Raw genomic sequence first — 12,052 nt, forward strand, 5'->3', positions numbered from 1 at the left:
GTTCGCCCTCAGCGCAAGGCCGCGCACGCTTCCTGGATTCGGCCGCACGCCTCGGTGAGCAGCGCGTCCGACGTCGCGTAGCTGATCCGCAGCGCCGGCGAGAAGCCGAAGGCCGCGCCGTGCACCGCCGCGACCCGCGCCTCGGTGAGCAGATAGCCGACCATTTCCTCGTCGGTGGTGATCACCTGGCCCTTGGGCGTGGTCTTGCCGATCAGCTGGCTGAACTCGGGATAGACGTAGAAGGCGCCTTCCGGACGCGGGCAGGTCATGCCGTTGATCTGGTTGAGCATCGACACGACGAGATCGCGGCGGCCCTGGAAGGCGGCGACGCGGTCCTTGAGGAAGCTCTGATCCCCGTTCAGCGCCGCTACCGAAGCCGCCTGCGAGATGCTGCACGGGTTGGAGGTCGACTGGGACTGGAGCTTGCCCATGGCCTTGATCAGCCATGCCGGACCGCCCGCATAGCCGATGCGCCAGCCGGTCATCGCATAGGCCTTGGACACGCCGTTGGCGGTCAGCACGCGATCGTAGAGCGACGGGCAGACCTGCGCGATCGTGGCGAATTCGAAGCCGTCGTAGAGGATGTGCTCATACATGTCGTCGGCATAGATCAGCACATGCGGGTGCCGCTCGAGCACCTCGCCGATCGCGCGAAGCTCGGCCGCGCTGTACGCAGCGCCGGTCGGGTTCGACGGCGAGTTGAGCACGACCCACTTGGTCCTGGCGGTGATCGCCGCATCGAGCTGCTCGGGCTTGATCTTGTAGCCCTGCTCGGCGCCGGCCGAGATGAAGACCGGCTTGCCGCCGGCGAACTCGACCACGTCGGGATAGCTGACCCAATAGGGCGCCGGGATCACGACTTCGTCGCCCGCGTCAATCGTCGCGCAGAAGGCGTTGAACAGGGTGTGCTTGCCGCCCGAGTTCACGCTGATCTGGTTCTCGGCATAGGCGAGGCCGTTGTCGCGGCCGTACTTTGCGATGATCGCCTGCTTCAGCTCGGGCGTGCCATCGACATTGGTATATTTGGTCTTGCCCGCGCGGATCGCTTCGATCGCGGCTTCCTTGACGAAATCGGGCGTATCGAAATCGGGCTCGCCGGCGCCGAGGCCAATCACGTCGATCCCCTGGCGCTTCAGCTCGAACACCTTGCTCGTCATCGCGAGCGTGGCGGAGGGCTGGATACGATTGAGCGCGGCCGAGGTCTGCATGAATGGCGCCTTTTCCGGGAGGGGAGACGCCGGGCCTATAGGACCGCGTTCTAGGCTTTCGCAACCGTTACGGCTGAAACCAATCCGCGCAGCGCATTGCCGACATAGAAGCCGCCCTGGAGATCGGCCGGGGTGAGATCCCCCTCGACCGCGCGGCCGCTCTCGATCAGCTCGGCGCGCAGCACCCCCGGCAGCAGGCCGCGGGCGAGCGGCGGGGTGACCAGCATGTCGCCGCGCTCGACGAAGATCGAGGTGAAGCTGCCCTCGGTCAGGAAGCCCTGGTCGTCGGTGAACACCACTTCCCAGGCACCGGATTCGCGCCGCGCATCGTCATAGAAGCCGCGGCGGCTGGTCTTGTGGGCCAGGCGGAAGTCGTCCCGCGCGACTTTGCGGGGCTGAATCGCCACCTGCACCGGGGTGGCGGGCGCTTCGGGCAGCGGCGCGATGCCGATCGCGATGGCGCCCGACGGCGCGAGCAGCAGCCGCACCCGCGCCGGCGCGCGCAGGCGGAAGGTCGCCGCCTGCAGCTCGTTGCGCGCCTCGTGCCGGTCGAACTCGAAACCGAAGACGCGGGCGCTCTCCTTCATCCGCGCCAGATGCCGCTCGAGCAGCACCAGCCCGGCAAGCGGATCGAATCGCATCGTCTCGATCAGGTCGAAGGGCTGTTCGCCGGCCGTGACGAAGGCGCCCTTGGCGAGGCACTCGTCCCATTCCTCCAGGGCGTTCGAATCAGCGACCACGCCCGATCCTAACCCGAGCACCGCGCTTGTCGCCCCCTGATCTATCGTCAATGTGCGGATAGCCACGTTGAAACTGGCGTCGCCGTCCGACGCGATCGCGCCGATCGCCCCGGTATAGATGCCGCGCGGCCCCTGCTCGACCTCGGCGATCACCTGCATCGCGCGCAGCTTGGGCGCGCCGGTGACCGAGCCACAGGGGAAGAGCCCCGCCAGCACCTCGACCGGCCCGGCATCGCCCGAGGGATAGGCGGTGACGGTGGAAACCATCTGGTGGACGGTCGGGTAGCGCTCGACCTGGAACAGCGACGGCACCTTCACCGTGCCCGGCTGGGCGAGGCGCGTGAGATCGTTGCGCATCAGATCGACGATCATCAGATTCTCGGCGCGCTGCTTGGGATCGGCGGCCAGCGCGGCGGCGATCGCGTCGTCCTCGGCCGGAGTCGCGCCGCGCCGCGCGGTGCCCTTCATCGGACGTACGGTGATGCCGTCCCCGTCCTCATTATACTCGAAGAACAGCTCGGGCGAGAAGGACAGCACCCACTCGCTGCCGGTGAAGACCAGCGCGCTGTGCCCGGCGGCGGCGCGGCGGCGGATCAGCGCGTAGAGCGCGGCCGGGTGGCCGGCGAAGGGCACATCGGCGCGGAAGGTGAGGTTGGCCTGATAGATATCGCCCGCCTGGATATAGTCGGCGACGCGATCGAACTGGCCGCGATAGGCGGCACTGTCGATCCGCGGCACCGGTGCCCCCGCCCAGGCCCCCGCCGGATCGGGAAGCAAAGCTTCGGCATCGACGCGCTCGGCATGCGGGAAGATGCCGAACCACATGCACGGCCCTTCGCCGCGCTGGACCCGGGCGTGCGGCTCGATCCCCGGCGAGGCTTCGTAGGAACAGAAGCCGGCGAGATGGAAGCCGTGATCGAACCAGAGCTGCATCTGCTGGAAGGCGCGCTTCACCTCCTCCGGCGAATCGGCGCGCACCGCGCCCTGCGGCGTGTGGAACAGCCGGGCGCCGGCGCCACCGGGCCGGGCATCGTCGAGCAGGACGAAAGGAGTATCGGGCAGGGTCATGCCGTGCCCCGCATGCAGCCGCTTCGCACCGACGGCAAGCCCGTGTTGCGGCGCGGGGCACCGCGGCCTATCTCCGCGCCATGGCAAATCCCCCGATGCGCGCCGCGGTGATCCCGGTCACCCCGCTCCAGCAGAATTGCACGCTCCTGTGGTGCACCGAGACGATGCGCGGCGCATTCGTCGATCCGGGCGGCGACCTGGACAAGCTGCGCGCGGCAGCGAAGCAGGCGGGGGTGACGATCGAGAAGATCCTCGTCACGCACGGCCATATCGATCATTGCGGCGCGGCCGGCGAGTTCGCCAAGGAACTGGGCGTGCCGCTGGAAGGGCCGCACGAGGCCGACCGCTTCTGGATCGCGCGGCTCGACGAGGATGGCCGGAAATACGGCATCCGCGGCACCGTGTTCGAGCCGGACCGCTGGCTGGAGCAGGGCGACCAGGTGACGGTCGGCAACCTGACCCTCGACGTCTATCACTGCCCCGGCCACACGCCGGGCCATGTCGTGTTCCACCACCCCGAATCGAAGTTCGCGACGGTGGGCGACGTGCTGTTCCAGGGATCGATCGGTCGCACCGACTTCCCGCTGGGCAACCACCAGGACCTGCTCGACGCGATCGTGCAGCGGCTGTGGCCGCTGGGGGACGACACCACCTTCGTCCCCGGCCACGGGCCGCTGAGCAATTTCGGGCACGAACGAAAGACGAATCCGTTCGTGGCCGATTCGGTGCTGGCACGAGGGTGATCCAAAATCCTTCGTCACCCTGAACGCGCTTCAGGATGACGAAGCAGAAAGGCTCAGCTCTTCGGACCGACCTTGAACACGGTCACCGGCGCTTCGCGGTACTGGCTACCGATATAGATGCCGTAGCCGGCGAGGCCGAGCATGGTCAGCAGGGTGAGTACGATGCCGATTCGGCGGCCCAGGCCCCAGCCGTCCATGCCGAAGGCGTGGAGGACGCGGCCGAGAATCAGCGCGAAGCCGACACCCCACAGCCAGATGCTGGGGCCACTCGCCAGCTCGACCAGCGCGAGCAGGACGAGAATCAGCGGGACATATTCGGCGAAATTGAGCTGGGCGCGCATGCGGCGGACGAGCCGATCGTCGCCGCCATCGCCGATGAAGACCTTTTCTGCGAGTCGCAGCCGGCTGATTCGCAGCGCGAGCCAGAAATTGACCACGGCGGCGGCACCGGCGGTGCAGAGCGTAACGGGCAGGATGATCATATAAGGTGTCCCCTCCAGAGGGTTCCTCCTACACTCCCTTGCGTCGCCCGCAAGAATCGCTATAGGCGCGCACTCGCTTTCGTGACCGTCCGCTGGTCCGGCGAGCGCCGGAGCTTCCGTCGCTTGCCCGCTGGGCCGTGCGGGCGTATCGCGATTTTGACTTTTGTTTCGTTAGAAGGTGCCGAAATGGCCGTTCCCAAGAGAAAGACTACGCCGTCGCGGCGTGGCATGCGTCGCTCTCATGACGCTCTGGTTCCGCAGGCGTTCCAGGAATGCCCGAACTGTGGCGAGCTGAAGCGTCCGCACGTGCTGTGCGGTTCGTGCGGCCACTATAACGGCCGTGAGATCGTCTCGGCCGAAGACTGATCGGCAACGATCGGGCTGAGATGCGCGGGGGCATGCGGGTATGACGAATTCCTCTCGAATCGCCGTCGATGCGATGGGCGGTGACGAGGGAATTGCGGTCATGCTCGCCGGTGTCGCGCGCGCGCGCCGCCGATTCGAGGGCATGGAGTTCATCCTCGTCGGAGACGAGGCGCAGATCCGCGAGGGTCTGAAGAACCACCCGAACCTGACGGCCGCCTCCGAAATCGTCCATGCACCGGACGTCGTCGCCTCGGAAGAGAAGCCGAGCGCGTCGATTCGGCGTGCCAAGACCACCTCGATGGGAATCGCCATCGACCTGGTGAAGAAGGGGCAGGCGGGCGCCGCCGTCTCTTCGGGCAATACCGGCGCGCTGATGGCGATGGCCAAGCTCTCCCTGCGCACCATGCCGGGGATCGACCGGCCGGCACTCGCCGCGCTGATGCCGACTCTGGGCGAGAACGACACGGTGATGCTCGACCTGGGCGCCAACACCGAAGTCGACGCCCGCAACCTCGTCCAGTTCGCCGTGATGGGTGCCGCCTATGCGCGCACCGCGCTCGACCTGCAGAACCCGCGGGTCGCGCTGCTCAACATCGGCACCGAGGACATGAAGGGCACCGACTCGATCCGCGAAGCCGCGGCCGAGCTGCGCAAGGCCGATCATCTCCGCCTCGATTTCCAGGGCTTCATCGAAGGCAACAAGCTTTCGCGCGGTGATGTCGACGTGATCGTCTGCGACGGTTTCTCGGGCAACATCGCGCTGAAGACGGTGGAAGGCACCGCCCGATTCGTCGCGGACTTGCTCAAGCGCGCCTTTTCCAGCTCGACCCGCTCGAAGATCGGCTTCCTGATCTCCAAGCCGGCGACCGAGCTGCTGCGCACGCACCTCGATCCCAACAATCATAATGGCGCGGTCTTCCTCGGCCTGAACGGCATCGTCGTGAAGAGCCATGGCAGCGCCAACGAACTCGGCGTCGATACCGCGATCGGCTTCGCGGCGAAGATGCTGCGCGACGATCTCAACCGGCGCATCGCCGAGGATCTCGGGAACTTCGAAGCAAAGGCGGCGTAGACACAACAAGATGACCCTGCGTTCCGTCATCATCGGCACTGGCTCCGCCCTGCCGCCCCGCCGCGTTTCCAACGCCGAACTCGCCCAGGAAGTGGATACGAGCGACGAGTGGATCGTCGAGCGCACCGGCATCCGCTTCCGCCATATCGCGGCACCCGACGAAACCACCGGCACGCTGGCGGCCGAGGCGAGCAAGGCCGCGCTGGCCAGCGCCGGCATCGCCGCCGCCGATATCGACCTGATCGTGCTCGCCACCGCGACGCCGGACCAGACCTTCCCCGCCACCGCCACCAAGGTGCAGGCGCTTCTGGCGATCGACGATTGCGTGGCGTTCGACGTCGCCGCCGTCTGCTCTGGCTTCCTTTATGCGGTGCAGGTCGCCGATTCGATGCTGCGCGCCGGCGTCCACAAGCGGGCGCTGGTGATCGGCGCCGAGACGTTCAGCCGCATCCTCGACTGGGAAGACCGCGCGACGTGCGTGCTGTTCGGCGACGGCGCCGGCGCGATCGTGCTCGAGGCGCAGGACAGCGCCGACGAGGGCGGGCGCGGCATCCTGGCGACCAAGCTCCATGCCGATGGCCGCTACAACGACATGCTCTATGTCGATGGCGGGCCCTCGACCACCCAGACCGTGGGCAAGCTGCGGATGAAGGGGCGCGAGGTGTTCCGCCACGCCGTGGTCAACCTCGCGTCGGTGATGCAGGAATCGCTGGCGCTGGCCGGGCTCAAGCCGAGCGACGTCGACTGGGTAGTGCCGCACCAGGCCAATGCCCGCATCCTCGATGCGACCGCGCGCAAGCTCGACCTGCCGGCCGAGAAGGTGATCGTCACGGTCGACCAGCATGCCAATACCTCCGCCGCTTCGGTTCCGCTCGCGCTTGACACCGCGGTGCGCGACGGGCGTATTCGCCAAGGAGACCTGCTGGTTCTGGAAGCGATGGGCGGTGGCTTTACCTGGGGCGCGGCGGTCGTCCGTTTCTGATAGCTGCGAAAAATCGCAGATATTCGTTGCGGAACCTCAATGTTCCCGTTTGCTGTGTCGAAACAATCTGATAGGACAGACTCGACAGAGATCAACTCAAGGGGGAGTTGCCGAATGACGGCCGCGGGAACGCTGACCAGAGCCGATCTAGCCGAATCGCTGCACCGGGAGGTGGGCCTTTCGCGCGCCGATGCCGCGCGCCTCGTCGAGCAGATCCTCAGCCATATGTGCGAGGCGCTGGCCGAGGGGCAGAACGTCAAGATCTCGGGCTTCGGCAGCTTCATTCTGCGTGACAAGGGCGAGCGCGTCGGTCGCAACCCCAAGACCGGCGTCGAAGTGCCGATCGCGCCGCGCCGAGTCCTCACCTTCCGTGCAAGCCAGATGATGCGCGACCGCATCGTCTCGGCGAGCTGAGGGGGATTAGCCCATGCCGGGGGCCGAAAAGGCTGCTGGCGCGCTACGGACGATAGGGGAGCTCGCCCAGGAAATCGGGCGCCCCCAACACATCCTTCGCTACTGGGAAACGCGCTTCCCCCAGCTCCGCCCGCTCACCCGGGCGGGCAATCGCCGTTACTACCGCGCCGAGGATGTCGCGCTGGTGCGACGGATCCACGACCTGCTCTCCAACCAGGGCTATACGATCCGCGGCGTGCAGAAGCTGCTCGCGGCGGAGAAGGGCACCAAGGTAGCGCGGGCCGCCGCCGGCACCGCCACGCCGGGCGCCACCGTCGACAAGCAGGGGTTGAAGGCCGTGCGCGATTCGCTCAGCCAGGCGCTGGACGAGGACGGCAGCTAGAAGCTCAGTTGTAATCCGGCCCCAGGGTCGGATCGAGGTCGCGCGGACGGGTGAAGCGGACCAGCGCGCCTTTGCCGGGCTTCACATCGCCCCAGTCCGCCACGTCGAAGCGCATCTCGGCCAGGGTCGCCGTGGGGTATTTCTGCTCGACCGAAAGGCGCAGATCACTATCGGCCGAGAGCAGCAGCACCAGCTCCTCCAGCCCCGGATTATGGCCTGAGACCAGAACCGAATCGGCGCCGGCGGGCAGCTCGTGGACGAGATCCAGCAGCGTCGCCGCCGAGGCGAGGTAGAGGCGCTGGTCCCAGTGCGGGGCGAGATCGCTGCCATAGCCGGTGGCGACCTGCGCCAGCGTCTCGACAACCCGCACCGCAGGCGAGGCGAGGACATGGTCGAAGGCCAGCCCCTCGGCCCTGAGGTGCCGGCCCATCATCGCGGCGGCGCGCTGGCCCTTGGGATTGAGCGGCCGATCGAAATCGCGGGCGACCGGATCGTCCCATCCGGACTTGGCATGGCGGAGCAGCGTGAGCGTCTTCATGGATTCCCCGTCAGGCGTTCGCGGGGGCCTCTTGCCCCAGCTTTGACGCCAAGGAAAGCCGGACGCGATCAACTGCCTGATCCAGCGTGGCGCGCGTCACCCGCGTGCCCGGCGGAAAGGCATCGAGCAGGCGCGACGGGCTGGCGGCGGAGAGCAGCACGAAGGTGCCGCGATCGTCCGCGCGGCGAATCAGCCGGCCGAACGCCTGGGCGAGGCGCGCACGCACGATACGGTCGTCATAGGCGGTGCCGCCCCCGGCGAGGCGCCGCGCGGCATGGAGTACGCTCGGCTTGGGCCAGGGAATCCCCTCCATCACCACCAGCCGCAGCGAATCGCCGGGCACGTCCACCCCATCGCGCAGCGCATCGGTGCCGAGCAGCGAGGCACGCGGATCGTCGCGAAAGATATCGACCAGCGTGCCCGTATCGATCGGATCGACATGCTGGGCGAGCAAAGGCAGCCCCTCGCGCGCCAGCCGGTCGGCGATGCGGGCATGAACGGCGCGCAGGCGCCGGATCGCGGTGAACAGCCCGAGCGTGCCGCCCTCGGCCGCGACCACTAGCCGGGCATAGGCATTGGCGAGCGCGGCGGTGTCGCCCCGCTTCACATCGGTGACGATCAGCACTTCGGCCTGGTCGGCATAGTTGAACGGGCTGACCGCCGAGAAGCGCTGAGGCGGACGGATCAGATGGACCGCACCCGACCGGGCCTCGGCCACGTCCCAGTCGCCCCCGGCACGCAGCGTCGCCGAGGTGATCAGCGCGCCATGCGCCTGCTTGAGCACCGTCTCGGCAAAGGGCTTGGAGGGATCGAGCCAGTGGCGGTGCAGGCCGATATCATATTCGCGCCCCTCGACCCGATCGACCGCCAGCCAGTCGACAAAGGCCGAATCGGCAGGGCCGCCGATCCGGGCGATCAGCGCGAGCCAGGCGCCGACAGTGTCGGCACGCCAGCCGAGCGACGCGACCGCGCCTTCGATCCGGGCACGCGCCGGGCCATCCATCCAGTCGGGCGCCTCGGTAAGCACCGCTTCGAGCCGGCGACCGAGATGGACGAGCGGGCGAAGCAGCGCGTCGAGCGCTTCGCCGGCAGGACCTGCAGCCTCGACCAGCGCCGCATCGGGCTCGGCCAGTTCGGTCTCCAGGCCATAGCCCGCTTCGGCCGCGCCATTGACGTCCCGCGCATAGACCAGCCCGCGCACCGCGGCGAGGAGATGCTCGACCGGGCCGAAGGGCTCGCCCTCGTTCAGGCGCTGCAGCCAGCCGTCGCTGGGCAGCGCCTGCGCGGCATTGACCGCCTCGGCAATCGCGCGCCCGCCTTCCTCGTCATAGCCGGCAACGTCGGAAAGGCGGGCGGCGAGACCCCGGCGCCGGCCGCGCGAACCCGATTCGGGACCGGTCACCCATCGGCGGATCTCGATCGCTTCCTGCCCCGTCAGCGCGGCGGCGAACATCGCGTCGGCCGCATCGAACAGATGATGTCCCTCGTCGAAGACATAGCGGGTCGGGCGGCTCGCCGTCTCGCGGCCGCGCGCCGCGTTGACCATCACCAGCGCATGGTTGGCGATGACGATGTCCGCGTCCGCCGAGGCGCGGGCGGCGCGCTCGATGAAGCATTTCCGGTAATGCGGGCAACCGGCATAGATGCATTCGCCGCGCCGATCGGTGAGCGCGGTCGAGCCGTTGCGGCGGAACAGGGTGGGAAGCCAGCCCGGCAAGTCGCCGCCGACCATGTCGCCATCGGCGGTATAGGCCGCCCAGCGCGCGACCAGCTGCGCGAGGATCGCCGCACGGCCCGCGAATCCGCCCTGCAGCGCATCCTCGAGATTGAGCAGGCAGACGTAGTTCTCGCGCCCTTTTCGGGTGACGATCTTCTTCTTGCGTTGCTCGGGATCAGCGACCAGCCGCTCGCCCTCATGGCCGAGCTGGCGTTGCAGCGCCTTGGTGAAGGTGGAGACCCAGACCGCGCCACCGGCCTGCTCGGCCCAGAGCGAGGCGGGGGCGAGATAGCCGAGCGTCTTGCCGATGCCAGTGCCCGCTTCGGCCAGCACCAGATTCGGCGATTCGCGCATGTCGCGCGGAGCGAAGGCGCCGGCCGCGGCGGCGGCATAGTCGCGCTGGCCCTGGCGCTGCTCGGCACCGCTGCCCGTAAGACGCGCCAGGCGGTCGGCGACGTCCGAATCGCTGAGCGTGACGGTGCGCGGCGCGACGCGGGGCGGCTGCTCGGTCCATTCGGGCAGCCTGGAGAACAGCCAGCGCTCGGCCTGGGCGGGCTTGGCCAGCCGCTGGCTGAGCGCGGGCGCCCAGGGCCAGCGCAGCCGGAACAACGACTGCACTGCGTTCCAGGCGCCTTCGCGCTCGGGCCAATCGCCTTCGGTGACCGCCAGCAGCTTCGCCGCCGCGGCGCGCAGGAAGGGGGCGATGTCGGCGTCATTCATGGGCGCTTCGAGCCCGGAGGCGCGCGCCAGCCCCTTGGGCGTGGGCACCATGAAGCGTGCGGGATGGAGAAAGGCGAACAGCTCGAGCAGATCGAGGCCGGACAGATCGGCATAGCCGAGCCGCTGGCCGATCAGCGGGGCGTTGAGCAGGATCACCGGCGTATCGGCGGCGATGCGGATCGCCTCGCCCCGGCTGATCGCGCGGCAATCACCGTCGGGCGTCGCGATCCAGACGCCGCCATGGCTGGCGTGGAGGGCGGGATAGGGCAGGGTCATTGCGCGCCCGGCCGCAACACGGCGAGGAAGCGATCGGCATCGGGCAGGCCGCGCAGATCCTCGTGGCGCACGTCATCCCTGGTGCGGATGGTGAGCGCGACCCAGGCGCGGCGGCCTTTGCGCTCGACGATCGCGGCCTCGATCAGCTCGGCAAAGGCGAGATCGCGGTAGAAGTGCCCGGACAGGGGAACCGCCCAGGCGATGCGGCGATCGGTCACCACCACCGTGCCGAACAGGTCGAAGAACCAGGCGCGCAGCCGCTCATGAAAGACAGCGAGCACATAGAGCGCGAGATAGCCGAACAGGCAGAATGTCATGCAGGAGAAGAACAGGCCGACGATCACCATGGGCTCCGCGCTCCAGATCATCCATTGCGCGCCAAGGAAGAAGAGCAGCGGCAGGCAAACCGCGAACAGCAGGAAGGCACGGCCGGTATCGAACGAGGCGAGGCCGGGCCGCCCGCGCCATCGCACCGACTCGCCGGGGAGGAGCGTGTCGATTTCGGCGGGCTGCTCGATCGCATCGAGCGCACCGCATTCGACGCCCAGCCCGCGCAACGCGGTCAGCACCCGCGCGGCGTCGCGGCTGCCGAGCAGCATGAGAATCCGCTGCCGGTTGCTGCCGACAATGCGCACCCGGTGCCAGGCGCCATAGCCGTGCACGATGACACGGCGGATATCGGCGATCGCGATCCGATCGGTCATGCCATCGAAACGGCTTTCCGCCGCCTGCCCATCGACGCGGTAGAGCTGGTTGCCACTCCGTACGATCGTCAACAGGATCGCCCCAAGGGCAAGCCCCAGGACCAGCAGGACGAGCCCAATGGCACCCCAGCTGACCGCGGCGGCGGTTTGATCGTCGAGCGGGAAGCTTTGCCCGCCGATCTGCAACTGCGAAGTGCCGGGAATCCGCGGCATGAGCCCGGCAGCCAGCCAGCCGCCGGCGAACAGCCCCAGCGCGATGAACGGCGGCAACCAGAACGCCAGCGCGGCGCTGCGCGAGCTGTGCCCCTCCCAAAGGGCCGGCCCGGGCAGATCGTCGCCATGGCTGGCCGGAAGGGCGGGTTGCGCGGTCATGTACGCCTTTCGTTCTAGCGCCGCTTGCCCGCCAAAGTGAAGGGAGCGCGGCATATTCTTTTCGCTCCGCTCTCGCGGGGACGCGCCGGAGCGGATGCCGGCACGGAGTTTTCAGTAAATGCTCGGATAACTTCGAATATTTTTCCAGTCAGTTCCATATGGGACTGCGGCAATGCTTCGAAATTCGATTAGCGATCGACAGTCGCAAACCGCCGGAGATTCGGATTCCGGCGCTCCCACAAAAGAAAAGATTCAACCATCCTTTCAT

The 12,052-nt window shown here is 67.9% G+C and carries 12 protein-coding genes; 6 read left to right on the forward strand and 6 right to left on the reverse strand.

All coding sequences use genetic code 11. The features are described 5' to 3' along the window. Positions 1-8 precede the first annotated feature (8 nt). Positions 9-1,208 carry a pyridoxal phosphate-dependent aminotransferase gene (locus tag AC1RJ5_RS14005; protein ID WP_493113861.1) on the reverse strand — a complete coding sequence of 400 codons (1,200 nt, stop codon included), beginning with the start codon at positions 1,206-1,208 and terminating at the stop codon, positions 9-11. Positions 1,209-1,258: 50 nt separating this feature from the next. Continuing rightward, the gene (gene pabB, locus AC1RJ5_RS14010) at positions 1,259-3,016 is read right to left on the reverse strand and encodes an aminodeoxychorismate synthase component I (protein ID WP_493113863.1); all 1,758 of its coding nucleotides are present in this window, start codon (positions 3,014-3,016) and stop codon (positions 1,259-1,261) included. A gap of 80 nt (positions 3,017-3,096) precedes the next feature. Between pabB and AC1RJ5_RS14015 the strand changes: the two genes are divergently transcribed. Then, positions 3,097-3,759 (forward strand): MBL fold metallo-hydrolase, encoded by a 663-nt coding sequence (locus AC1RJ5_RS14015; protein WP_269573359.1) that lies wholly within the window; start codon positions 3,097-3,099, stop codon positions 3,757-3,759. A gap of 53 nt (positions 3,760-3,812) precedes the next feature. Here the strand turns inward: AC1RJ5_RS14015 and AC1RJ5_RS14020 are convergent, their stop codons facing one another. Next, positions 3,813-4,241 carry an MAPEG family protein gene (locus AC1RJ5_RS14020; RefSeq protein WP_269573358.1) on the reverse strand — a complete coding sequence of 143 codons (429 nt, stop codon included), beginning with the start codon at positions 4,239-4,241 and terminating at the stop codon, positions 3,813-3,815. Positions 4,242-4,427: 186 nt separating this feature from the next. On the opposite strand from AC1RJ5_RS14020, the gene rpmF reads away from it, so the two are divergent. Genes rpmF through AC1RJ5_RS14045 form a run of 5 tightly spaced genes read left to right on the forward strand, consistent with a single transcriptional unit; the run spans position 4,428 to position 7,457 of the window. Further along, the gene (gene rpmF / locus AC1RJ5_RS14025; protein WP_184163223.1) at positions 4,428-4,607 is read left to right on the forward strand and encodes a 50S ribosomal protein L32; all 180 of its coding nucleotides are present in this window, start codon (positions 4,428-4,430) and stop codon (positions 4,605-4,607) included. Between the two features lie 40 nt (positions 4,608-4,647). After that, complete coding sequence (plsX, locus tag AC1RJ5_RS14030) at positions 4,648-5,679, forward strand: phosphate acyltransferase PlsX (RefSeq protein WP_269573357.1); 1,032 nt, start codon at positions 4,648-4,650, stop codon at positions 5,677-5,679. Positions 5,680-5,689: 10 nt separating this feature from the next. After that, positions 5,690-6,661 (forward strand): beta-ketoacyl-ACP synthase III, encoded by a 972-nt coding sequence (locus AC1RJ5_RS14035; protein ID WP_342249237.1) that lies wholly within the window; start codon positions 5,690-5,692, stop codon positions 6,659-6,661. Between the two features lie 39 nt (positions 6,662-6,700). Next, positions 6,701-7,075, forward strand: coding sequence for an integration host factor subunit alpha (locus tag AC1RJ5_RS14040; protein WP_184163232.1), 375 nt, complete (start codon positions 6,701-6,703; stop codon positions 7,073-7,075). 13 nt (positions 7,076-7,088) lie between these two features. Then, positions 7,089-7,457 (forward strand): MerR family transcriptional regulator, encoded by a 369-nt coding sequence (locus AC1RJ5_RS14045; protein ID WP_184163235.1) that lies wholly within the window; start codon positions 7,089-7,091, stop codon positions 7,455-7,457. A gap of 4 nt (positions 7,458-7,461) precedes the next feature. Here AC1RJ5_RS14045 and AC1RJ5_RS14050 read toward each other — a convergent pair whose 3' ends face one another. The 3 genes from AC1RJ5_RS14050 to AC1RJ5_RS14060 are packed head-to-tail and all read right to left on the reverse strand — an operon-like array spanning position 7,462 to position 11,784. Then, the gene (locus tag AC1RJ5_RS14050) at positions 7,462-7,995 is read right to left on the reverse strand and encodes a SixA phosphatase family protein (protein WP_269573355.1); all 534 of its coding nucleotides are present in this window, start codon (positions 7,993-7,995) and stop codon (positions 7,462-7,464) included. Positions 7,996-8,005: 10 nt separating this feature from the next. Beyond that, entirely contained in the window at positions 8,006-10,708 is a 2,703-nt protein-coding gene (locus tag AC1RJ5_RS14055) for an ATP-dependent DNA helicase (RefSeq protein ID WP_493113868.1), read from the reverse strand. Continuing rightward, positions 10,705-11,784 carry a hypothetical protein gene (locus AC1RJ5_RS14060; protein WP_342249240.1) on the reverse strand — a complete coding sequence of 360 codons (1,080 nt, stop codon included), beginning with the start codon at positions 11,782-11,784 and terminating at the stop codon, positions 10,705-10,707. The genes AC1RJ5_RS14055 and AC1RJ5_RS14060 overlap by 4 nt, the downstream gene beginning before the upstream one ends. Between the last annotated feature and the right edge of the window lie 268 nt (positions 11,785-12,052).

It is taken from the genome of Sphingomonas sp. GW822-FHT03G08 (genome assembly GCF_058801135.1).